Source organism: uncultured Kordia sp. (assembly GCF_947489565.1).
GTDB lineage: Bacteria > Bacteroidota > Bacteroidia > Flavobacteriales > Flavobacteriaceae > Kordia.
Window position 1 is genome coordinate 141,202 of sequence record NZ_CANLEA010000005.1, and the last position, 23,400, is coordinate 164,601.

19 protein-coding genes are annotated in these 23,400 nt (G+C 34.0%); 11 read left to right on the forward strand and 8 right to left on the reverse strand.

Annotation, left to right across the window (positions count from 1 at the left end):
• Positions 1-6: 6 nt before the first annotated feature.
• A complete protein-coding gene (locus Q0845_RS08365) occupies positions 7-1,068 on the reverse strand; it encodes an acyl-CoA reductase (protein ID WP_298511670.1) in 1,062 nt (353 codons plus the stop codon).
• Between the two features lie 141 nt (positions 1,069-1,209).
• Between Q0845_RS08365 and Q0845_RS08370 the strand changes: the two genes are divergently transcribed.
• Complete coding sequence (locus Q0845_RS08370; RefSeq protein WP_298511672.1) at positions 1,210-1,563, forward strand: 4Fe-4S dicluster domain-containing protein; 354 nt, start codon at positions 1,210-1,212, stop codon at positions 1,561-1,563.
• Positions 1,564-1,696: 133 nt separating this feature from the next.
• Here the strand turns inward: Q0845_RS08370 and Q0845_RS08375 are convergent, their stop codons facing one another.
• Positions 1,697-2,083 carry a PUR family DNA/RNA-binding protein gene (locus Q0845_RS08375; protein WP_298511674.1) on the reverse strand — a complete coding sequence of 129 codons (387 nt, stop codon included), beginning with the start codon at positions 2,081-2,083 and terminating at the stop codon, positions 1,697-1,699.
• A 79-nt stretch (positions 2,084-2,162) separates the two neighbouring features.
• A complete protein-coding gene (locus Q0845_RS08380) occupies positions 2,163-3,917 on the reverse strand; it encodes an ABC transporter ATP-binding protein (protein ID WP_298511676.1) in 1,755 nt (584 codons plus the stop codon).
• A gap of 141 nt (positions 3,918-4,058) precedes the next feature.
• Here Q0845_RS08380 and Q0845_RS08385 point away from each other — a divergent pair, with 141 nt between their 5' ends.
• From Q0845_RS08385 to yajC, 4 genes are all read left to right on the forward strand, one after another.
• Complete coding sequence (locus Q0845_RS08385) at positions 4,059-5,162, forward strand: Glu/Leu/Phe/Val dehydrogenase dimerization domain-containing protein (RefSeq protein ID WP_298511678.1); 1,104 nt, start codon at positions 4,059-4,061, stop codon at positions 5,160-5,162.
• Positions 5,163-5,260: 98 nt separating this feature from the next.
• Positions 5,261-6,202 (forward strand): transcription antitermination factor NusB, encoded by a 942-nt coding sequence (nusB, locus tag Q0845_RS08390; protein ID WP_298511680.1) that lies wholly within the window; start codon positions 5,261-5,263, stop codon positions 6,200-6,202.
• A 43-nt stretch (positions 6,203-6,245) separates the two neighbouring features.
• Positions 6,246-6,839 (forward strand): DUF1573 domain-containing protein, encoded by a 594-nt coding sequence (locus Q0845_RS08395; protein WP_298511682.1) that lies wholly within the window; start codon positions 6,246-6,248, stop codon positions 6,837-6,839.
• Between the two features lie 18 nt (positions 6,840-6,857).
• On the forward strand, positions 6,858-7,139 hold the full coding sequence (gene yajC / locus Q0845_RS08400) for a preprotein translocase subunit YajC (protein WP_298511684.1): 282 nt from the start codon (positions 6,858-6,860) through the stop codon (positions 7,137-7,139).
• Positions 7,140-7,221: 82 nt separating this feature from the next.
• On the opposite strand, the gene Q0845_RS08405 is transcribed toward yajC, so the two are convergent.
• The 5 genes from Q0845_RS08405 to pepT form a co-directional block, all read right to left on the reverse strand.
• Entirely contained in the window at positions 7,222-7,956 is a 735-nt protein-coding gene (locus Q0845_RS08405; RefSeq protein WP_298511686.1) for a LytTR family DNA-binding domain-containing protein, read from the reverse strand.
• Positions 7,957-7,959: 3 nt separating this feature from the next.
• Positions 7,960-10,839: a histidine kinase gene (locus tag Q0845_RS08410; RefSeq protein WP_298511688.1), complete on the reverse strand. Its 2,880-nt coding sequence runs from the start codon at positions 10,837-10,839 to the stop codon at positions 7,960-7,962.
• A gap of 106 nt (positions 10,840-10,945) precedes the next feature.
• Positions 10,946-12,406, reverse strand: a complete 1,461-nt coding sequence (locus Q0845_RS08415) for a T9SS type A sorting domain-containing protein (protein WP_298511690.1) — start codon at positions 12,404-12,406, stop codon at positions 10,946-10,948.
• A 147-nt stretch (positions 12,407-12,553) separates the two neighbouring features.
• Complete coding sequence (locus tag Q0845_RS08420; RefSeq protein ID WP_298511692.1) at positions 12,554-13,150, reverse strand: DUF1801 domain-containing protein; 597 nt, start codon at positions 13,148-13,150, stop codon at positions 12,554-12,556.
• Positions 13,151-14,386 (reverse strand): peptidase T, encoded by a 1,236-nt coding sequence (gene pepT / locus Q0845_RS08425; RefSeq protein WP_298511694.1) that lies wholly within the window; start codon positions 14,384-14,386, stop codon positions 13,151-13,153.
• Positions 14,387-14,529: 143 nt separating this feature from the next.
• Between pepT and Q0845_RS08430 the strand changes: the two genes are divergently transcribed.
• From Q0845_RS08430 to Q0845_RS08455, 6 genes are all read left to right on the forward strand, one after another.
• On the forward strand, positions 14,530-15,006 hold the full coding sequence (locus tag Q0845_RS08430; RefSeq protein ID WP_298511696.1) for a hypothetical protein: 477 nt from the start codon (positions 14,530-14,532) through the stop codon (positions 15,004-15,006).
• A gap of 9 nt (positions 15,007-15,015) precedes the next feature.
• The gene (locus Q0845_RS08435) at positions 15,016-17,361 is read left to right on the forward strand and encodes a TolC family protein (protein WP_298511698.1); all 2,346 of its coding nucleotides are present in this window, start codon (positions 15,016-15,018) and stop codon (positions 17,359-17,361) included.
• A 24-nt stretch (positions 17,362-17,385) separates the two neighbouring features.
• Positions 17,386-18,468 (forward strand): efflux RND transporter periplasmic adaptor subunit, encoded by a 1,083-nt coding sequence (locus Q0845_RS08440; protein ID WP_298511700.1) that lies wholly within the window; start codon positions 17,386-17,388, stop codon positions 18,466-18,468.
• An 18-nt stretch (positions 18,469-18,486) separates the two neighbouring features.
• Complete coding sequence (locus tag Q0845_RS08445; RefSeq protein ID WP_298511702.1) at positions 18,487-21,603, forward strand: efflux RND transporter permease subunit; 3,117 nt, start codon at positions 18,487-18,489, stop codon at positions 21,601-21,603.
• 1 nt (position 21,604) lies between these two features.
• Positions 21,605-22,288, forward strand: a complete 684-nt coding sequence (locus Q0845_RS08450) for an ion channel (protein WP_298511704.1) — start codon at positions 21,605-21,607, stop codon at positions 22,286-22,288.
• A gap of 84 nt (positions 22,289-22,372) precedes the next feature.
• Positions 22,373-23,392 (forward strand): quinone-dependent dihydroorotate dehydrogenase, encoded by a 1,020-nt coding sequence (locus tag Q0845_RS08455; protein ID WP_298511706.1) that lies wholly within the window; start codon positions 22,373-22,375, stop codon positions 23,390-23,392.
• Positions 23,393-23,400: the final 8 nt, after the last annotated feature.

A 23,400-nucleotide genomic window follows, 5' to 3' on the forward strand; every position in this document is an offset into this window, starting at 1 on the left:
AATATTTTAAGATAAATTGGTCAAAAATTCCAAAGTATCAACACCGTCTGCATAATCGTGTAATTCTGGATGTTGTGTGCGTCCAAATTGGACTTCATTTTTCATATTGATATCCGCTACAACACACTGAATTAGCTCAGCATCTGTATGAAGTTTTTCTTGAAGTGTATCCAAATCTTCATAATACTCATAAAAAACAGTAGCAATGGGAGAAGCATATTGTGCATCTTCTTTAATCATGACAAAACCATTTTCCAAAATGTCGAACAAACTCATTAAATAAACAGCTTTGTTATAATCGTAATTATTAGCGTATTTGGCGCTGTTCATAATATTACTTTTGGCATAAATACCTTTGAAAAAAGCGTCGAAGTTATAGTCTTTCGGAACAAAAATTTTAGAAACGCTTCTACAACCCAATCCGAAATACGTAAAAATATCGTCACTTAATCCTACCATTTGTGCTTCCGTTTCATTGCCTGTTAAGATGGCAACCGAATTTCTGTTTTTACGAATGATGTTTGGTTTGTTTTTAAAATAGTATTCAAAATAACGCGCTGTATTATTACTTCCTGTAGCGATGACAGCTTCAAAACCTGTTAATTTTTCATCAGTAAATGTTATTTTACCTTTAAAAGAAGGTTCTGCATATTCTAAGAATTTTGCCAAATAGGGTAGCAGGTGCTTATCATTTGATGATTGTTTTACCAATACTTCATGACCAGCAATTAACACAGATAAAAAATCGTGAAAACCTACTAGCGGAATGTTTCCAGCCATAATAATGGCCACTTTTTTAGGAGTTACCGTATCAATTGCATACTCAGCTGTCCAACGTTCCAATGAATCTTTTTGCAATGCTTTTGCCCAATTTCTGATAGCAAAACGCAGAGATTCTTTTGTAAACCAACCATTATTTTCTTGAGCCAGCTTCAATTGATGTTTCATTCCATCAAAAAAAGGATCGTTAAGATGCACCATCATATTGGGTTGTGGATTTTCTGTGGAAAATTGTGATAAAAAGTCACCTAATTTTACAAAAGCGTTAATTCTTTCTGCTAAAGCCATCTGAATTTGTTTATGAATAGTTTTGGCGTTATTTTTGTAATTCAATAAATGTTGCCAAACATTAATTTTTGGCGAATTTATAAAACTTTTACCGCATATGTGGTAGAACCTAAAAAGATTGTAAACGAATACGAAAAAATAATGGCAATAATTATAACTGACGAATGTATCAATTGTGGAGCTTGCGAACCAGAGTGCCCAAACACTGCAATTTATGAAGGCGCTGATGATTGGCGTTATGCTGATGGAACTGCTTTGACGGGAGATGTTGTACTTCCTAGTGGGACAGCAGCCAATGCTGATGAAGCACAAGAACCAATTTCGGACGAAATTTATTATATAGTTCCTGATAAATGTACTGAATGTAAAGGATTTCATGAAGAGCCACAATGTGCTGCAGTATGTCCTGTAGATTGCTGTGTGCCAGATGAAGATATTGTAGAAACAGAAGAAGAATTATTAGGAAAGCAAGCATTTATGCATCCTGAAGAATAGGATTTGCTTTAAAAAGCTGCGTGATTTTACGCAAATCACTAATGCTCAATAAAATATATAAAAATTAAAAAGCCACTAACAAACTTGTGTTTAGTGGCTTTCTTTTTTTGGTTTTTGGGTTGGTTGTAGCTTGTTATATATCTTCGAAATTGATATCCGTAAAACTTTCTACATCTGTTTTTGGTAATACTGAAGCGGTTGCATCTTCTGTATTGAATTCTCTTTTAAAATCTTTTTGGTGACGTTCAGAGATGACTTCTTCTCCTTTTTCGTTCACAATGTACTGAGTCATTTCGTTCAAAATTTCTGAAAATGCTGAGAAATCCTCTTTGTACAAATAGATTTTGTGTTTTTTGTAATGGAAAGATCCATCGTCGTTCGTAAACTTTTTGCTTTCAGTAATGGTTAGGTAATAGTCGCCAGCCTTGGTAGCTCTGACATCAAAGAAATAAGTTCTCCTTCCTGCCCGCAATACTTTAGAGAAAATTTCTTCTTTCTCTAACAATTCTTTGTCACTCATAATCCCTTTTTTCTAAAATTTAGTTGTTTGTTAATCTCCCTCAAAAATGTAAAAAAAAAATTAACTGAACAACAAAATCTTACAAATCTTTTTCGGAAAGCTGTTTTAAATAGAGCTCTTTGAAGTAACCATCTTCCTCTATAAGATCGTCATACGTACCGTTTTGAATAATGTTTCCATCGTCAAGTACAATAATCTTATCGGCATTTTTGGCAGATGAAATACGGTGACTTACAATGATAGTCGTTTTGTTTTGAGTCATTCGCTCAATGTTAGATAAGATTTCTTCCTCTGTCTCAGTGTCTACAGCTGATAAACAGTCATCTAGCAATAAAATATTTGGATCTTTAATGATAGCTCTTGCGATAGAAACACGTTGTTTTTGTCCACCACTTAAGGTAATACCACGTTCCCCAAGAATGGTGTCATATCCTTTCTTAAATCCGATAATATTTTTGTGGACAGAAGCAAATTTTGCAGCTGCAATGACCTCTTCTTCAGTAGCATCTTCTTTTCCAAACTTAATATTGTCCTGAATGGTTTCCGAAAATAAGAATGCATCTTGCGGTACAATACTAATTGCGCTTCGTAAATTGTTTAGGTTGAGGTCTTTAATTGGAACATTGTCGATTTCTATCACACCTTGACCAGTATCATACATTCTACTTATCAAATCTAACACTGTCGTTTTCCCAGAACCTGTTTTCCCAACAATGGCTAGGGTTTCTCCAGTATGAAGCGTAAACGATATATTTTTTAATGCCGTAATATTGGTGTCATCATACGTAAACGATACATTTTTAAATGCAATATTTCCTTGAATAGGTGTTGATTCGGTAACTAAGTTTTGAATTTCAGGTTCTACCTTCAAAAATTCATTGATACGTTTTTGAGATACTTCTGCTTGTTGCACAATAGAAGTTACCCAACCAATTGTTGCTACGGGCCATGTAAGCATGGCTACATACATAATGAATTCTGCCAGTACTCCAAATTCAATTTGTCCATTGATATATTGCAATCCACCAATATAGATAACAAGAATACTACTGGCGCCAATTAATAAGATCATCATAGGAAAAAACCAAGCATTTACTTTAACCAAGGCCATATTTTTAGTCTTTCCTTCTACAACCATATCGTCAAAAGTTTTTTTGATTTCTGGCTCTATTCCGTAGGCTTTAATAACTGAAACTCCCGAAAATGATTCTTGTGTAAACGTAGAAAGTTTGGATAAAAACTGTTGTACAATAGTACTTCGCTTTTGAATAGCTCGACTCAATTTATAAATTAGAAATGATAAAATTGGTAGCGGAATTAAGGTATAAATGGCAACTTTTGGTGCAGTAATAAACATTAACGGCACTAAGCAAGCAAACAAGGTAATGGTACGAATACTGTACATAATAGCAGGTCCTGCATACATACGCACCTTTCCAACATCTTCGCTAATACGATTCATTAAATCACCCGTACGATTTTTTTTATAAAAATTAGTAGACAAGTCTTGATATTGTTGATATACCTCATTCTTTAAGTCATATTCAACAAACCTAGAAATTTTAATAATTGTTTGTCTCATTAAAAAGGTGAAGAAACTTGCCAATATTGCGTAACCTATAATATAGAATATATTTTCTAGCAAGGCACTTTCTACAATCGCTATATCTGTAACTTCTCCTTTATTATATTTATCTACGATTGTGAGAGAATCTCCTATAAGTTTTGGAGGAAAAAGCGCAAAAATTTGTGCAATTATGGTAATTAATATTCCTAAAAGTAATCTTCCTTTATATTTTAGAAAGTATTTATTTAAGTATTGTAACTCTTTCATTAGCTAAAAATCAGGCTCTTAAATTTGGTTTCTATTTTGAAAAATATTCATTTTAACAACAAGTTTATTGCATAAACTGTAATTATCACTATTTTTGCAGTCTATTTTTTATATAATATATAATTTAACATACAGTAGCCTATGGTTTCAGATGTCGTAAACACAAGCGAATTACACAAGGTTGATCCTGTTTTTGGACAGCTATCTTTTGACAATCATGAACAAGTTGTTTTTTGTAATGACAAAGATACAGGATTAAAAGCAATAATAGGAATCCATAACACAGTTTTAGGACCTGCACTCGGAGGAACTCGAATGTGGCAATACAAAAATGAATGGGAAGCCTTAAACGATGTACTTCGTTTATCTCGTGGAATGACATTTAAATCAGCGATTACAGGATTGAATTTAGGTGGTGGAAAAGCCGTAATCATTGGAGATGCTAAGACGCAGAAAACACCTGAGTTAATGAAAAAGTTTGGAGAATTTGTACATTCTTTAAGCGGACGTTATATTACTGCTGAAGATGTAGGAATGGAAACTAGTGATATGGATCTTGTACGTGATGTAACTCCATATGTAACTGGAATTTCAGAATCAAGAGGTGGCGCAGGAAATCCATCTCCAATTACAGCATACGGTGTTTTTATGGGAATGAAAGCTGCCGCAATGCACAAATTTGGATCAAATCTTTTAGAAGATCGTATTGTATATGTACAAGGAATTGGACATGTTGGTGAAGCTTTGGTAGAGCATTTGTCAAATGAAGGTGCAAAAATTGTCATTGCAGATATCAATGAAGAGCGTTTGCAAGAAGTAAGTAAAAAATACGGAGCCGAAATTTACCGTGGCGCTGATATCTATGCAGAAGATATGGATATTTATGCACCATGTGCTTTAGGAGCTACTATTAATGATGATAGTATCTTTAAAATGAAAGCACAGGTAATTGCTGGAGCGGCAAACAATCAGTTGAAAGACGAAGTTAAGCACGGAGAAATGCTAAAAGATAAAGGCATTGCATATGCGCCAGACTTTTTAATCAATGCAGGAGGAATTATAAATGTATACGCAGAATTAGAAGGTTACGGAAAAACTGAAATTATGCGTAAAACAGAAAATATTTACAATACTACTTTGGAAATATTCAAACATTCTGAAAACAACAATTCCACAACACACAACTCTGCATTAAGTATTGCATTGGATAGAATAGAAACTAGAAAAAAAGAAGCGAACAAATAGTAGCATTCTTTTAAAATAATTATATTTTTGCGGGGCGAAAGAATTAATTTCTTTCGCCTTTTGTTTTTTATTTTTATAAAATTAAAGTTCTTACGCAGATGCTAACAAGAAGACATATTCGAGTTAAAGTAATGCAATCTATTTATGCATTGTCACAATCACACAGTGATCAAGTTGATAAAGAATTGAAATTCATCAACATGAGTATAGCGAATATGCATGATTTGCATGTGCTTACGCTTGATTTATTTGTGAAATTGAGTGAGTATGCACAAAATCAAATTGAATTATCTCAAAAAAAATATCTAGCCACTTCCGCAGATAAAAATCCAAATAAAAAATTCATCCAAAATGCCATCATTTGTCATTTGGTAGAAAATGAAGCATTAAAAGATGCTGTTCATGATCGTAATTTGAACGATTGGGAATTGAATGATGAGTACATTCGTGTGATTTTTGAAGCCATGCAACAAAGTGATTTGTATAAAAAGTATATGGCCGACACGGAAACGGGATATGAAAAGGATAGAGCTTTTGCCGCAAAGTTATTTTCAGAAATCATTGCGCCAAATGAAAAGTTATATGAATTCTACGAAGACCAAAAACTTACGTGGATTGATGACTTGCCAGTGGTAAATACGTTGATTCTAAAATCAATCAAACAAGCCAAGCAAGGAAAGGAACGTATTTTTCTATCAGAATTGTATAAAGACGATGAAGATAAGGCATTTGTGAGAGATTTGTTCCGAAAAACAGTACTGAACGATGAAATGTTAACGACAGAAATTCAAGGAAAAACACCAAATTGGGATAAAGATCGAATTGCTAATTTAGATTTAATACTCTTAAAAATGGCCATTTGCGAATTCTTAAAATTTCCTTCAATACCTGCAAAAGTCACAATAAACGAGTATATTGAACTCGCTAAAGAGTATTCCACATCAAAAAGTAGTATGTTTGTAAATGGAATTCTTGATAAGTTAATTAAAGAATATAAAAAAGAAAATAAGTTAAATAAAATCGGTCGCGGTTTGATGTAACGAAAACAATTATTAAATTTACCCCATTAAAATTTTAGATACTATGATCAGAAAAGGATTTTTACTATTAGGAGCAATGACATTAGTCTTATTCACATCATGTAAAGACGATGCTACAAAAAAAGTAGATATAGCGAAAGTTGAAGATGCAGCTAAAAGAGATGCACAACCAACAAATTTTGCAGCAATGAAGTTCGACAAGACGGAGCATGACTTCGGAACAATCAACGAAGGTGACCAAGTAGAAACTGTATTTAAGTTTGAAAATACTGGAAAAGCACCATTGTTAATTTCTCAAATTAAAGGTAGCTGTGGATGTACAGTTCCTAACGATTGGCCAAGAGAACCTATCGCGCCTGGAGCAAGTGGACAATTTACTGTAAAGTACAACTCTACTAACAAGCCAAACCTTAAAAAGAATACAGTAACAATTACTGCTAACACTGAAAAAGGAAGAGAAATTGTTCGTATCCAAGCATTTGCAAATCCAAACCCAGAGTTGGAAGCAAAAAGAGCTAAAGCAAAAGCTGAAAGAGAAGCTAGAATGAAGCAACAGCAAGCAGCTCAAAAAGCAGCAGGAGCTAACAATGCAGCTGCAACAAAGACTCAAGCAGGTCACGAAGGACACAATCATTAATCACTTATTTAAGAAAGATTGGAACAGATATTACCACTATTATTAATGGTTGCCGTGTTATATTTTTTAATCATAGCACCATCAATAAAGAAACAAAAAAAGGAGAAAAACTTCATGGCATCCGTTAAAAAAGGAGATCGTGTAATCACCAAAAGCGGAATTCATGGAAAGATTGTTGAGCTCAACGACAAAGATTTTACCTGCGTTATTGAAACAGGAGCAGGGAAAATTAAGTTTGAACGAGCTGCGCTTTCAGTAGAAGCAACAGCAAGACTTAACAAGACTTCTGAAAAAAAATAAATGTACTATAGTGTACAACAAAGAAAAAGCATCGTATGTACGATGCTTTTTTTATGTATAAATTTTTGTGAAATAGCGTGTTTTATGCTAAAAGATCAAAAACAGCTTTGCTATTGGTTTTACTAATTGGAATTTCTTGATTGGCAATCGTAACAGAGCGTTTCGATTTTGAAAATGTTGAAATATGCTTTCTATGAATCATCCAGCTTCTGTGCACGCGAATTATTGAAGCATGTTGCTGAAAAATACCTTCGTAAAAATTGAGTTTATGCGATTGTAAATAAGATGCTTCAGTGGTTTGAATGTGTGTATAAGCACCTTCTGCTTTAAAGTATAAAATATCGGAAACATTAAGTATTTTATAGCTGTCCTTGTATTTTATAGTTATGGTTTGTACTTCATTTGTAGCTAGGTTTGACTTTAACCCTTCGTAATTTAAAGCTTCTTTTTCCGTCTTTATCTGCTGAATCATACGTTCAATAGCAACTAGTAAACGTTCTGGTAAAATAGGTTTTAATAAATAATCAACTGCAGAAGCTTCAAAAGCTTTTACCGCAAATTTCTCATAAGCTGTAGTAAAAATTATTTTTGATTTGTGTTTCTTCAAACAATCAATGATATCAAAACCATTTCCACCAGGCAATTCTATATCCAAAAAAACAAAATCAGGTGTATAGGTAGCAATATCTTTTTTAGCTTCCTCTACCGTGCTAGAAATGTGTGCAATTTGTATAAGTGACTTATGTTTTTCCAGCAAATTGATCAACACACGTTGTGCAAAATATTCATCTTCAATAATTCCAATAGTATACATCATCATTTATTTCATTAAAGGAATTGTAATTATCACTTTAGTACCTAAACTTTCGTCATTTGAATCGAGCAAATCTTCATATAGATATTTCATCTCCATATCATGATGTTTTTTATACAAATCAAATCGTTTTTGTACCGAAGAAGTCGCCATATTTAAATGCGCATCTTTGCGGTTTTGAGAAAGTAATCCGGAAGCTTTTCTACCAATTCCATTATCTACAATGATGCAATGCACATGATTTTCGTCTGTTTGAAATTGAATGCTCAGTTTTTTTGTTCCTTGTTTGTGAAGTAAGCCGTGTTTAATGGCGTTTTCTACAAATGGTTGTATAATCATTGCTGGAATTTTATAAAAACGATCTTCCAAAGCCGTATCATCAATTTGGTAATCGAGTTGATTGTTAAAACGTTTCGATTCAATTTTTAAATAGGTTTCCAAAAAGGTAATTTCTTCATTAAACGTATTAAAAGTTTTGGAAGAGAAGTCAATGCTTTTGCGAAATAGATTGGAAAAGTGTGCCAAATACGTATATGCATCTTCTTTCTTATCATCCAAAATGAGTCCTTGTACTGTATTTAAAGCATTGAAAGTGAAATGTGGATTCATCTGACTCGTTAGATTTTGCAATTTGGCTTCTGCCAGATTCTTCTCTAAATCTAATTGCTCCAATTCAAAACGTTGTTTAGTTCTTATTTTTCCTAAATACAAACGCAAAATAATGAAAGAAATGCTTAGTACTAAAAGTAATATGGTTGTAAAAAACCACCATGTTTTCCAGTATGGATGTAAGATGGTAAATTGGATATTGTCTTCATGAATGACTTTATCATTTTGCAATGTTTGATAGGTTAGGGTATAATTTGCAGGCGATAAATAGCTGAGATAGATAGGATTTTGGATATCTGAAATTGTTTCCCAATTGTTAGAAATATTATTTAATTTATACCGAAATGTATACGTATTCCTTCCTGAGAAATCTATGTTCCTTAAAAATATTTTTACAGAGTTTTCATCGTATGAAAGTGCTGTTAATTCATTTTTCTGCTTGGAAATTTCATTCACTAAAATTTGCTGAATTACAGTTGAAGCAACTGAATTTTTGAAACTGTCTTTATATAAAGAAATTTGTAAAATACCTTGATTGGTGGTCAAAAAACAAGTTTGGTCAGTGACTTCGAAATCTACAACTTTTATATTTTTTATTTGTGAAGAAATATCTTTTACCAAATCTAACGAAAGTGCTTTTTCATTAATTTGAAATAGTTTTCCAGTCTCTAAAACATAAATATTATGATTTGATTTTTTTACAATTGCGTTTTTTCCTTGCAATCTAGAAAGTTGCTGAAAGGTATTATTTTTTGTATAAAACAGCCCTTGATTCTTCTTGAAAGCCCATAAATAATCAGCTCCTGCAAACAAACGATCCGTATATAAAATTTTATCTTGATACGTAACAGGCGTGTAGTTATTGTTGTGTATGCTAAAAGTACCATCTGCAAAAGCACCATAGAGTTTGCCAGCAAAAGATGCTACAGATAGACATCTTTTTTGTCTAATAGCTCTTTTTTTAGTAGTGCTTTGAAAGTTATCAATTTGATCCAAACTGTATGAATGTCCAATATAAAGTTTGCCTTTATGTTTCGTAATATCTTTAATAGAAGAAAAGCTAAAACCTTTTAAAGATTGCAAGTCGCTATCGATTTTTATAATGTAATTTTCATTCTCAATCACATAGGCTTTTTTATCAAAAGCAAATAATCTTTTCAGTTCCTTCGGACTCTGCCATTGATTTTTTAGTTGTAATTGCCCGTTTAGTTCATATTCATAGATGTTATTGCTAAAATCTGTTACAACATAATTTTGAGCATCTGTTTGTACAATATGGTTTAAATTGTTGGATTGCAAGCCAGAAGTTTCCGCTTGATATTTAAAATTCTCTTGTCCATCCCAATAATAAATACCGTTATTTAGCGTCGTGAAAATATAATTGCCAAAATCATCTTCTAAGATTTTTGATACTTTTGAGTTTTGTAAAAACGTATATTTTGATACCAATGCATCTTCGGTTTCTTCCATGACAAAGCCTCCTTTTTCTGTACCTAAGTATAACAATCCGTTTGAATCTTTAGATACATCATACACTTCAAGATATAGAGCTTTAGGAACAGAAAGTTTAACGAGTTTGCCATTTTTTAAGATACATAAATTTGTGAGTTTAAATTTTTCATCATGCAGAAGTATATAAAAATCTTCGTGAAGATTATATATTTTCGGATTGGTTCCTTTGAATGATAACGGAAAGATTTCTAAGGTATTTGTCTTAAGGTTTTTCTTGTTGAGACGATTCAGATTATGATAAAATAAATCATCCTGAAACCTCACAATATTTGTAAATTCTCCAACTGAATCGGTGAGTATGGTTTTTTCTTTAGAGTCAAAGTGATACTGAAATAGTTTGTTGTTATCTATTTTTACAAAGAGGTGTTTTTTATAAAGTTCGTATGCAGGCAACCGACCGATCAATTCCTCTGATACATCAATAAAAAACTCTAGCTTGTCTTTAGCAGGATCGATCACAAAAAACTGACCATTCAAGCTATTGCACCAAATGCGCCCAAAATCGTCTTCCTTTAAATTAAATAGTGATTGACTGCGTTGCGCTGGATTTGTATAATGTATAAACGAAATTCCATCAAAACGATACAAGCCAGAATCTGCACAGAACCAATAATTTCCCTTTGAATCTTGTAAAACATCGTAAAACTCATTGTCAGGCAAACTGGCAAGTTCAGCTACATTTTTAGTAACAACTTCTTGTGCATAACCCGTAGTCAGTACAAAAAGAAATATCCAAAAAAGATATTTTACAAAAAATGTATTCATATAAGAAGGTTTATAAAAAATATTTACAAAGTATATCAAAAGTAATAGATACAAAACAAGACAACAAATTACCTTGCTGCCTTGTTTTTTAAATAGCTTCTAAAATTTATTGTTTCACGATTTTAAAGCTGGTGTTTGAGGGTGATAATTTTAAAATATAAACTCCTGATTGTAGTGTGTTTATTGGGAATCGATTATTTTGAGAACTAAGTTCTTGTGTGCGAATCAGTCGTCCACTAATATCATATAAATCTCCACTTTTGACAGATGATGGTACGTTTGAAATGATAATTTCTGAATCTGAAGTAATTACTTTTATGTTTTTTGTAGAAACTTCTGGTGTACTTAATACGATGGCATCATTTCTCAAAATTTGAATAAATCCGCCAGAATTAGCTCCGCTGCCATTGTTACTGGTAAGAATATCTAAATCTCCGTCATTGTCCAAATCTACAGCATCAATCCAAGTAGGAGCGTTTGTAGTAGAACTTAATACGGAAGTTGTACCAAAAGAGATGTTTGTTGTGGCCATACCACTTGAAGCATTATTGGGGAATAATAAAACTTCATTTGTTACATTATCAATGGCAGCAATATCTGGTACATTATCATCATTAAAATCACCTGCAGCAATTGATATTAAATTTCGACTTCCATCGGTTGAGAAAAAATGTGAAGTTTCACCTTGACTCGGATTATAAGATTTGATACTTGTGGTAGTTCCCGCAGCACTTACAGCAATATAGTCATTCACACCGTTTTCATTAAAATCATCAATCACAGTCTTTCGAGTGCCTGCTACCGTATGTGTTGCATTGGTAATCAAACTAATTCCAAAGTTATATGAGGGACTTTGCAATGTTTTTACTCCATTTGTAGAACTTGTACTGTTGTTAGCTTCTGAACCTGTACCAAATGAAGAATAGATAAGATCTTGAATACCATCATTTGTGATATCAGTCGAAGTTACATGCAATGGTCTACGATTGGCATAATAATTTAATAAAACGATACTGCCACCTGAAGTGGTGATATTTAGTATTTTCAGATTTCCAATGGAATTATTATCACCTGCAACGACTAATTCATCGCGTGCATCAGTATCAAAATTCCCTTTATAAATGCCGCGACATCTATCATGGAAACGAATCAATTGAACACTTCCAAATGTTCTACTTCCTGTATTTTGCATCCAATACACGCCATCGGTAGCATTTGCAGTATTGGCGTAGTTTGAAAAAACAATATCGTCCGAGTTGTCATCATCAATATCCATAATTACAATTGCCCAAGGTTTCATGTTGCCACTTACTGTCGGATCTACGAGTGTATATCGAACCATGGTATAACTAGATAAATCGCCAGTACCATACAAAACACTAATGCTGCTATTGGTGTTTTCGGGAACAATGATGTCAATATGACCATCGCCATCAATATCTCCAGTGGCAAACTCTCTAGGATTAAAAATGTTCTGACTAGGAACGGAATATTCCGTAAACTGTTGTGCATATAGGCTACTAGCAATACAGCCAAAAAGAAGTAAAGAAAGTACAGTTTTTTTCATAATGTTTGTGAATTTTGACACAAACATAGAATTGAAATTAATGGAGAAAGAATCTATTTCATGAACGGGAACTTTTTCTTCATGAATTGATAGTTAGCTAATTATTTTTTAAAAAAGAAATTGAATACGAGTCTATGAAACAGTATGTTATCGATACTTATCATTCAAACCAGCACCTTCTAAAATCATCGGAATAATCTTTGCCAAGCGACTTTGTTTGGTAGCTTCTCGTTTTGCTGTATCAATATATTCAGCATATTCTCTGCGCTTTGAAAGTGATAGCTTTGAAAACGCTGCTTCAAGATCATTATTTGAAGTCAACACCTCTTGTAGTTCTTTTGGAACTTCTAATGTCTTGCTTTTTCGTACGGGTTTTACTTCTTTGCCGTCACGCTGATTCTGAATAGCTTCTTGTATATAGTTGCTCACCAAATCAGGAACGATATCTTCTTCAGAATTAAAACGCCACTGACGCATTGCTTTGGTTTTTCCTTCTTGTGCATTCATCAATACCTGTGAAGCATCTTTTAAGAAAACACCTTGAAAAAACCACAATCCTACATAAGACTTAAAAGCTCCAAGACCTACAATATTTTTTCCTTTAAAAGTATACGTCGGTGCTCCCCATTTTATAGTTTCCTCAAGTTCATCTTGCTGTAAGACGATATCATGCAATTTTCTGAGTGCAGTTTCCCATTGCGGAAAACCATTTATAAAATCTTCTACAGACGTATACTTTTTCATTTATTTAGCGTATTTAAGAGCTGTCAACTCTGTAATCTTTACAATTACATCAATGGCACTTTGAATGCTTTCTACAGGCACGTATTCATAACGTCCGTGGAAATTATGTCCACCTGCAAAAATGTTTGGACATGGTAAGCCCATGAAAGACAATTGCGAACCATCTGTTCCGCCACGAATTGGTTTAATTAATGGTGTAATTCCTAACGATTTCATTGCTTCTTCAGCAATTTCTACAATATGAAATACAGGCTCTACCTTTTCTTTCATATTATAATATTGATCTTTAATTTCTACAGAAATTGGATCAGTTGCATGCTTTTCATTGATGTCTGTAGCAATTTGTTGCATCAATACTTTTCTCGCTTCAAATTTATCCTTATCGTGATCCCTAATAATATATTGTAAGGTAGTTTCTTCAACTTTACCATTCATAGTATGTAAATGATAAAATCCTTCACGACCAGTTGTTTCTTGCGGAATTTCATTTGAAGGCAATGCAGCAATAAACTCATTGGCGATCAACATTGAATTGATCATTTTCCCTTTTGCATATCCAGGATGTACAATTTTTCCTTTAATCGTAACAACAGCTCCAGCAGCATTAAAATTTTCGTACTCTAACTCTCCGACTTGGCTTCCATCCATCGTATATGCCCAATCTGCACCAAACTTTTCTACATCAAACTTATGAGCGCCACGACCAATTTCCTCATCTGGAGTAAAACCAACACGAATTTTTCCATGCTTAATTTCAGGATGATTGATCAAATATTCCATCGCAGAAACAATTTCACAAATTCCTGCTTTATCATCGGCACCGAGTAGAGTAGTACCATCAGTAGTAATCAATGTATTTCCTTTGTATAATAATAAATCATCAAAATAATCTGGAGAAAGTACAATGTTTTGTTCAGCGTTCAATACAATATCTTTTCCGTCATAATTGGGTACAATTTGCGGTTTTACATTGGCACCAGTAAAATCTGGCGAAGTATCAAAATGTGAAACAAATCCGATGGTTGGTACTTCATGAGCTACATTACTTGGTAATGTAGCCATAATATATGCGTTTTCGTCAATAGTAACGTCTTGCATGCCAATTCGTCTCAATTCATCAACTAATAAATTAGCTAAATTCCACTGTTTCTCAGTACTTGGCGTAGTTTCAGAAGTTGGGTCAGATTCCGTATCAATAGTAACGTAACTTATGAATCTATCTATAATATGTTGCATGTGTTATGTTTTTGTCAAAAATAATGCATTTTCAAAATGATACATATTTTATGAAGGATTAATTTGTAACTTATTGAAGATGAATTTTAAAAAAATATTCATTTTAGTTTCCTAGTCTGGAAACTTTGTTGTAGTTTCGCATCATGGAAACCAAAGAAAAAAGAAAAAAAGATATCATTAATACTTTCGGAGAGCTATTGGTAAAAGACAATTATCCACCAATCGCTGGGAGAATATTAGGGTTATTTTATACGTCAGATCAAAAGTATTTCACCTTTGAGGAGATCAAAGAAGAACTGAACATAAGCAAAAGTGCAACGAGTAAAGCTTTATCATTTTTGCATAATATTGAAGAGGTAGGTTTTACATACGATGAAAATAACAAGCGTTTGCGCCTTTTTTATGTAAATATTGAAGGACTCGTTAAAAGAATTAGTCTGGTATTAGAAGCCTATAATGAACAAACGAAATTATTTGAGGAAGTACTGGAAATCAGGAGTAAAGAGAATGAATTATTGAACAATTATATAGACAAAAGCATCCTATTTAGTCAAGATATTTTAGGTTTTGTACAAGAAAAACTAGAACATCATTTCAAAGATATTTTAAAAGCGAACTAACAAACCATCATGAGGAATATTTTTTCAATCGTACTTATTTTATGTACAACATTGGCTTTTTCACAAGTAAAAAAGTCATACGACATTGGGATTCTGTTAGATAACAGAACTCAAGAACTAGAGCCACTACTACAACAGCTCGAAAATCAAATCAAAGCAGTTGTAGGAGAAGATGCCATCATTAATTTCCCAGCACAAAACATTCTGGTTAATAATTATGATTTAGAGAAGGCAAGAACGCATTACGAAAAGCTGATAGCAGGTGAAACAGATATCATTTTGGCGTTTGGAGTCATCAATAATTTTATCGTAAGCAAACAAAGTACACACAAAAAACCTACGATTTTATTTGGTGCCGTAAATCAAGATATCAGCGGAATTGATATTGCTAAGAAAACCTCAGGAATTCAAAACTTCACGTACCTTATTGAATCAAAAACTTTTAGAGGCGACTTGCAAAAGCTAAAAGAGTTGACCAATTTCAAAAAAGTAGGCGTAATTATGGAGAAACAATTGGTAGATGTACTATCAATAGAAGAAACATTTGCGCCCATTGTAAAAGAGTTGGAAGCCGAATTCAAAGTAATTCCGTTTACGTCTTTGGCAGATATTGTAGATAACTTAAACGGTTTGGATGCAGTATATCTTGCAGGCGGATTTTTCTTGACTAGCGAAGAAGTAAAAGCGTTGGCAAAAACGTTTATAGAGAAAAAAATACCATCATTTACGAATAACGGAACCAATCAAGTGAAGTTAGGATTTATGGCGACGAATCAAGCTGAAAATAATTTTGAGCAATTCTCCAGAAGAATCTCACTTACGGTAGAATCCTATGTGAATGGAACGCCGCTTTCAGAAATGCCCGTATTTATAGATTATAATTCGCGATTAACGATGAATTACAATACAGCTGAATTGGTAGATGTATCTATAAAATATAGTTTGATCAACGATACAGACTTTGTCGGCGAGTTTAAAAACGTATTATCTGAAAAGCAATACAATTTACTTTCTGTGATTGAAGATGTTATTGGTAAAAACTTATCGCTACAATCATCACAAAAAGATATTGATCTTGTAGAGCAAGATGTAAAAACATCCAAAAGTAACTATTTACCTAGTCTTACAGCTTCTGCAACGGGCGCGTATGTCGATCCGAATTTGGCAGAAGTGAGCAATGGACAAAACCCTGAGTTTTCAACTTCTGGAAATATTACACTGCAACAAACAATCTTTTCAGAATCGGCAAATGCCAATATTGACATTCAGAAAGACTTATTGGAAGCACAAAAAGAGAATTTTAATGCAGAACAATTAGATTTGATATTTAATGCTTCCAATGCTTACTTTACAGCATTAATTCTAAAAGCAAACGCACAAATACAATTGCAAAACTTGGCATTGACTAAGAAAAACTTAGAATTGGCAGAGCAAAACTTTGATGTTGGAGAATCTGGGAAATCAGACATGTTACGTTTCCGAAGTGAAATGGCACAAAACACACAAGCCATGGTGGAAGCTGTAAATCAATTGGAACAATCTTTTGTGTCCTTAAATCAATTGCTAAACAATCCTACAGGAACCGAAATTGACATTGAAGATGTAGAATTGGGCGAAGGAATTTTTAAAACCTACAACTACGATGAGTTAACGCAATTATTGGACGATCCAAAATTAAGAGAACCATTCATTGAGTTTTTAGTAGAAGAAGCGCAGCGAAATGCACCCGAATTAAAAGCATTAGGATATAACCTAAATGTAACGGAACGAAACATAAAGCTAAACGGAAATGGACGTTTTTTACCAACGGTTTCCTTGGAAGGACAATACAATCGTACCTTCAGTCGATCGGGCGTAGGAAGCACATTTCCTACGGGATTCCCTACAATACCAGATGGAAACTATAATGTTGGTGTCAATGTGTCAATTCCAATATTTAACAGAACACAAACAAACATCAACAAGCAAATCGCAACCATTCAAAAAGATCAAATAGGAATTAATATTGACAATACAGAATTGGCGATTTCTGCAAACATTCGAAATAGCGTATTGACATTGGTCAATCAAATTTCAAACTTAGAGCTCTCTAAAATTTCTGAAGAAACGGCAAAAGAATCTTTAGAATTAACACAAACATCTTATGCTAGCGGCGCTGTCAATGTTGTACAATTACTAGATGCACAAAACAATTATTTAAGTGCACAATTGGCGCGTGCCAATGCAGTATACAACTATTTAATCAGCATTTTAGAACTAGAACGCAACTTAGGATATTATTTCTTATTAAACACACAACAAGCAAATACGGCGTTCAGACAACGCTTTGTAGATTATTTAAATCAAAGAAACTAACCATCAACGCAAAATCATTTAAAGATGAAGCATTTATATAAAATATTAATCGTAATTACACTATTCTCGTTTACTTCTTGTGGAGAAGAAGAAAAAGAACAAGTACAAGTCAAACGTCCAGTAAAATATCAAAAAGTAGGATATTTAGGAGGCGAAAAAATCCGAACATTCAGCGGAACAGCACAAACAGATAAAATCGTAAAACTAAGTTTTCGAAACTCAGGTATTGTAACGCAGTTTGGTATAAAACTAGGACAAAAAGTAAAAAAAGGACAGCTTTTAGCAAAATTAGATAATGTGTCTTCTCGTTTAGCGTATGAACAAGCAGTTACACAAGTAAATAGTGCAGAATCACAGGTAAATACTGCAAAGTTAAGCTTAGACAGAATCCGTACTTTATACGAAAAAGGAAGTGCTTCCTTAAGCGATTTTGAAGCTGCCAAAAACTCACACAAAACGGCTTTAGAAAGCTATAAATCTTCTAAAAGAGGTTTGGCAATTCAGCAAGAACAAATCAATTACGGATATGTATATGCACCAGAAAATGGAACCATTTCGACAGTAGACGTGGAAATAGACGAAAATGTAAGCACAGGACAATTGATTGCAACACTCAACTCAGGAACAGACATGGAAATTACTTTGGGAATTCCTGAAAGTGTCATCAACGGAGTTAAAAACGGTATGGAAGTTTCTGTAGATTTCTCTTCGCTAGCAAATGAAAAATTTCAAGGAAAAGTTACTGAAGTATCGCCAGCAGTAGATGTCAATACTGCAACCTATCCTGTTCGTGTTACTTTAAACAATCCATCCGAAAAAATAAAAAGTGGAATGACGGCAAATGTTACCTTCGATTTTGGCGATCAAAAGATGAATAATAAAACTTTAGTCGTTCCAGCAAATGCTGTTGGAGAAGATAGCAATGGACGTTTTGTCTTTTTGATAGAAGGCGAAGGAGACAATGTGAAAGTGAAAAAACAACAAATAACGATCGGTACCTTAACTCCAGAAGGTTTTGAAATTACATCTGGATTGACTGTAGGACAAAGAATTGCAACAGCAGGTTTACAAACCTTACTCAACGGTCAAGCAGTAAAACTTAACTAATCGATCAACACAAAAGGTATGAATTTAGCAAAATTTTCCATAGAAAAGAATAGAATTACGCTGATGGTACTGATTACAATCATCCTTATGGGAGTAGTGATGTATTCAGGATTATCGCGAGACAGTATGCCGCCTTTCACCATTCGTGTTGCTTCTGTAGTTTCAGCATTTCCTGGCGCAAGTCCGGAACGTGTAGAACAATTAGTGTCCGATAAAATTGAAAAACTAGCACAAGAACTTCCAGAATTAAAAGAAGTGACAAGTACTTCCAGAACAGGATTGTCGATTGTGGCAGTAACGTTGAAAGATGAAGTAAAAGAAGAAAAATTACAAGCTGTTTGGGATCGTTTGCGTAGAAAAATAAACGCATTGCAAGGATTGCCCGAAGGTGTAGTTCCCGATTTGCAAGATGATGGAATTGGTGATGTATATGGAATTGTGATTGGAATTACTTCGGATGGTTTCTCGTATGCAGAAATGAAAGAATATGCAGATGATATCAAAGACGATCTCATCAAGCTTCCAGATGCCGCAAAAGTGGTTTTAGGAGGAACACAAGAAGAACGTGTCTTTGTAGAGTTTGACAATGCACGTTTAAAAGAATACGGTTTGTCCGCTTCCAAATTGCAACAAACAATCGCGGCAACCAATATTTTAAGTTCGGGAGGACAAGTAAATACAGGACAAGAACGTGTAATTTTAGAACCTACAGGAAACTTCAACTCTGTAGAAGAAATCAAAGAAATGTTGATTCCCGTAGGAGCCAATGGAACTCAATTGGTAAAATTGGGAGACATTACCACCATCAAGAAAGGATATATTGATCCGCCGAATCAAAAAGTACGTGTCAACGGAAAAGATGCGGTTTCAATTCATGTAAATCTAAAAGAAAACTCCAATGTCATAAAACTCGGAGAAGAAGTAGACAAAGTCGTCAATCGATGGAAAGCAAAACTTCCTGTTGGTTTGGAGTTAACACGTGTATCTTCATTGGATACGTATATTGATGATAAAGTGCAAAATTTCATCAGTAACTTAATGCAATCCATAGGAATTGTGTTAATAGTAATGCTCATCTTCTTAGGATTGCGAACAGGATTTGTAATTGCCAGTTTAATTCCTATCGTAACCATCATGACATTAATGATCATGGGCGTGATCAATATGGGGCTCAATCAGGTAACACTGGCAGCGTTAATTATGGCATTAGGAATGTTGGTAGATAATGCAATTGTGGTCGCCGAAACCATTATGGTAAAAATGGAACAGGGAATTGACCGAAAAACGGCTGCCGTCAAAGCATTTTCAGAATTGTGGATGCCATTGCTAATTTCAACCTTAACCACTTCGGCAGCATTCTTAGCATTTTACATGTCGCCAACGTCTATGGGAGATATCGTAGGACCTATTTTTGTGGTAATTACCATTGCGTTAATGTCTTCTTGGATTATTGCCTTGACAGTGATTACGATGTTTTGTTATTTATTCCTAAAAATAAAGCCAAAAGGAGAAAAGAAACCGAGCTTTATAGATAGAATCATCAATACCTTAAAAAAATATTATAAGAACTTAATTCTTTCCGCTTTGGCGAATAAATACAAAGTCATCGTCGGTATTTTTCTAGTATTTTTCTTGTCGCTATATGGTTTTACAAAAATTGAATTTCTGTTTTTCCCTGATAGTGATCGTAATATGGTAACGATAGATATTAATTTGCCTTCCGGGACAAAAATTGAAGTGACAACAGACTTGGTAAAAGAATTAGAACAATACATGACCGATTCTTTAAAAGTCAACGACAGCAGAACCAAAGGAATTATAGATTGGTCATCGTATATTGGTCAAGGACCAGAATCGTACGATTTGGGATATTCTCAAGACGAAGCTAATTCTAGTTATGCGCATATCTTAGTCAACACGTCTTCATTCAATGAAAACAACGAAATTATAGCGAAATTGGATGCTTATGGTTTTGAAAACTTTCCGAATGCAGATATAAAAGTAGGTTCGTTGGCAGCTGGTGGCGGAGGAACGCCAATAGAAATCAAAGTATCGGGAAAAAGTCCTGATGAATTGGCAAAAATTTCAGAAAGCATCAAAACAAAACTGTTCAATATTTTCGGAACTAAAAATATCAAAGACGATTGGGGACCAAAAAGTAAAAAGTTCTTAATTCAAATTGATCAAAACAGAGCGCAAACGGCTGGAGTTTCGAGTCAAGATATTGCTACTTCCTTAAAAACGGTGTTGGACGGATTTCAAACAGGAGAATACCGAGAAGAAGACAAATCAATTCCAATCTTAATGCGTAGCAATGCGAGTCAGCAACAATCGTTAGCGTCGTTAGAAACGTTAAATATATATGCGCAGAGTTCAGGGAAAAGTATTCCATTATTACAAGTAGCTTCGATCATTCCTCAATGGCAATATTCCAAAATAAAGCGTTTGGATTTAAGTAGAACCATCAATATTTCGAGCGAATTACGCGAAGGTGGAAACGCATCGGCAATTACGGCAGAAATTACGCCTTGGTTGGAAGAACAAATGAAAACTTGGCCAGCAGAATACACGTATGAATTTGGAGGAGATGCAAAAAGTTCAGCAGAAAGTATGGGATCTGTAATAGCATATTTGCCTTTATCAGGATTCATCATCGTTATGTTACTCATCATACAATTCAACTCGTTCCGTAAAATGATCATGGTTGTATTGACTATTCCGCTAGGAGTAATTGGTGTTGTTATAGGATTGCTAGTCTTTCAAGAACCTTTTGGTTTTATGCCGTTTTTAGGTGTAATTTCCTTGGCGGGAATCGTTATCAACAATGCCATTGTACTCATAGATCGCATGGAAATAGAACAAAACGAACTCAAACGAACCGAAGAAGATGCTGTCATTGCGGCGTGTTTGCAACGTTTTCGTCCAATTTTATTAGCTACATTTACGACCGTATTAGGATTGATTCCTTTATATTTAAGTGGAGGAGAAATGTGGGAAGGAATGGCTGTTAGTATCATGGTAGGACTGCTTTTTGGAACGGTAATTACCTTACTTTTCATTCCAGCATTATACAGTGCTTTATTTAGAGTGAATTACAAGAATTACGAGTTTAATGAAAAACTTTTAGAAGACTAATATGGAGTCTATTGTAAACTATTTATACAAACATCGATTCGAACTGTTTATAGCAACACAGTTCTTTATTCTGTTCGGATCGTTGTTTTTTCCAGATGCTTTGTTTCAAAATACCTTATTACCTGCATTATTTATCTTAAATATTGCCAGTGGAGTTTTGTTAGTATCTAAGCAGCGAAAAATCATGTGGTTTTTAATCATTTTATTCATTGTTGCCTTATCCGTGTTTGGAAACAGTTTATTTACAGAAGTAGAGCGAAGCGAGTTCATCCTTACACGATTATCTGTATATTTTCTATTTTACATCATCGTTACAATTCACATCATCAAACAAATTTGGATTGAAAAAGAAGTTGATAAAACGGTTATTATTGGCTTAATGAGTGGTTATATCTCGCTAGGGTTTCTAGCATTTTTTATGTTGGTTTCTATCGAATTGGTGACGCCAAATTCGTTTACAGGAATTCTATTAGATTCTCAAAATATTGAAGTGCGGGTAGACAGTCTCATGTATTACGCATACATTACTTTGTTAACTATTGGATACGGAGATATCATTCCGGTTACACCGATTGCACAAAAAGCAGTGGTTTTAATTGGATTGATAGGACAATTTTATATTGTAATTATTACTTCGGTTGTGGTTTCAAAATATATAAACACTGCAATCATTGGGAAAAAATAGCCATAGCTATAATTTCCTAAAATTACAGCGTTAAAATATTTGACATCTAAAGAATAGACTATATTTTTGCACAAACAAAACAACATGTACCAATTCCTCGTAAAACCTATTCTTTTTCGATACGATCCAGAAAAAGTTCATCATTTTACCTTTTCATTGATTCGAACACTGTGCAAAATTCCCGGAGTCTCTAGTATTTTTAGAGGAATCTACACAGTAAATGACAAACGTTTAGAACGTACTGTTTTTGGTTTAAAATTTAAAAATCCTGTAGGTTTAGCTGCCGGATTTGATAAAGATGCCAAGTTGTACAACGAACTGTCAAACTTCGGATTTGGTTTTATAGAAATCGGAACCTTAACGCCAAAACCACAAGTAGGAAATCCTAAAAAACGTTTATTCCGTTTGAAGGAAGACGAAGCGATTATCAATCGTATGGGATTCAATAATGGAGGAGTAGCGGAAGCTGTAGAACGTTTAAAAAAGAACAAAGGCGTTTTAATTGGTGGAAACATTGGGAAAAATAAAGTCACACCAAATGAAGAAGCTGTAGAAGATTACAAAATCTGTTTTGAAGCTTTATTTCCACATGTTGATTATTTTGTGGTGAATGTAAGTTCTCCAAATACGCCAGGTTTACGAGAATTACAGGACAAAGAGCCGCTCACTAAGTTACTTGCAACCTTACAAACGATGAATAAGGAGAAAGATGCTCCGAAACCAATTCTACTCAAAATTGCTCCCGATTTAACAAACGAGCAACTAGAAGATATCATCGAAATTGTGGCAGACACTAAAATTGCAGGAGTCATTGCTACCAACACAACTATTTCGAGAGAAGGTTTGCAATCAGAAGACAAAGGAGAAAAGGGCGGATTAAGCGGAAAACCATTAACCAATCGTTCTACAGAAGTCATTCGTTTCCTAGCTGAAAAAAGCAACAAAGCATTTCCAATCATTGGAGTAGGAGGAATTCACTCTGCAAAAGATGCATTAGAAAAACTAGATGCTGGAGCGGATTTGGTTCAACTTTACACAGGTTTCATCTACGAAGGTCCAAAACTGATCAAAAACATCAATAAAGAGTTGTTGAAAAGAGCTTAAAACAAGAA

What these genes read in the sequence shown, in the direction of transcription:
- Q0845_RS08395 (WP_298511682.1), top strand. Translation starts at nt 6,246, where the DNA reads ATGATCAGAAAAGGATTTTTACTATTAGGAGCAATGACATTAGTCTTA.
- Q0845_RS08380 (WP_298511676.1), bottom strand. Translation starts at nt 3,917, where the DNA reads ATGAAAGAGTTACAATACTTAAATAAATACTTTCTAAAATATAAAGGA.
- Q0845_RS08450 (WP_298511704.1), top strand. Translation starts at nt 21,605, where the DNA reads ATGGAGTCTATTGTAAACTATTTATACAAACATCGATTCGAACTGTTT.
- Q0845_RS08385 (WP_298511678.1), top strand. Translation starts at nt 4,059, where the DNA reads ATGGTTTCAGATGTCGTAAACACAAGCGAATTACACAAGGTTGATCCT.
- Q0845_RS08375 (WP_298511674.1), bottom strand. Translation starts at nt 2,083, where the DNA reads ATGAGTGACAAAGAATTGTTAGAGAAAGAAGAAATTTTCTCTAAAGTA.
- Q0845_RS08420 (WP_298511692.1), bottom strand. Translation starts at nt 13,150, where the DNA reads ATGAAAAAGTATACGTCTGTAGAAGATTTTATAAATGGTTTTCCGCAA.
- Q0845_RS08405 (WP_298511686.1), bottom strand. Translation starts at nt 7,956, where the DNA reads ATGATGTATACTATTGGAATTATTGAAGATGAATATTTTGCACAACGT.
- Q0845_RS08415 (WP_298511690.1), bottom strand. Translation starts at nt 12,406, where the DNA reads ATGAAAAAAACTGTACTTTCTTTACTTCTTTTTGGCTGTATTGCTAGT.
- Q0845_RS08365 (WP_298511670.1), bottom strand. Translation starts at nt 1,068, where the DNA reads ATGGCTTTAGCAGAAAGAATTAACGCTTTTGTAAAATTAGGTGACTTT.
- Q0845_RS08435 (WP_298511698.1), top strand. Translation starts at nt 15,016, where the DNA reads ATGAGGAATATTTTTTCAATCGTACTTATTTTATGTACAACATTGGCT.
- Q0845_RS08370 (WP_298511672.1), top strand. Translation starts at nt 1,210, where the DNA reads ATGGCAATAATTATAACTGACGAATGTATCAATTGTGGAGCTTGCGAA.
- Q0845_RS08410 (WP_298511688.1), bottom strand. Translation starts at nt 10,839, where the DNA reads ATGAATACATTTTTTGTAAAATATCTTTTTTGGATATTTCTTTTTGTA.
- Q0845_RS08440 (WP_298511700.1), top strand. Translation starts at nt 17,386, where the DNA reads ATGAAGCATTTATATAAAATATTAATCGTAATTACACTATTCTCGTTT.
- pepT (WP_298511694.1), bottom strand. Translation starts at nt 14,386, where the DNA reads ATGCAACATATTATAGATAGATTCATAAGTTACGTTACTATTGATACG.
- Q0845_RS08445 (WP_298511702.1), top strand. Translation starts at nt 18,487, where the DNA reads ATGAATTTAGCAAAATTTTCCATAGAAAAGAATAGAATTACGCTGATG.
- nusB (WP_298511680.1), top strand. Translation starts at nt 5,261, where the DNA reads ATGCTAACAAGAAGACATATTCGAGTTAAAGTAATGCAATCTATTTAT.
- Q0845_RS08455 (WP_298511706.1), top strand. Translation starts at nt 22,373, where the DNA reads ATGTACCAATTCCTCGTAAAACCTATTCTTTTTCGATACGATCCAGAA.
- Q0845_RS08430 (WP_298511696.1), top strand. Translation starts at nt 14,530, where the DNA reads ATGGAAACCAAAGAAAAAAGAAAAAAAGATATCATTAATACTTTCGGA.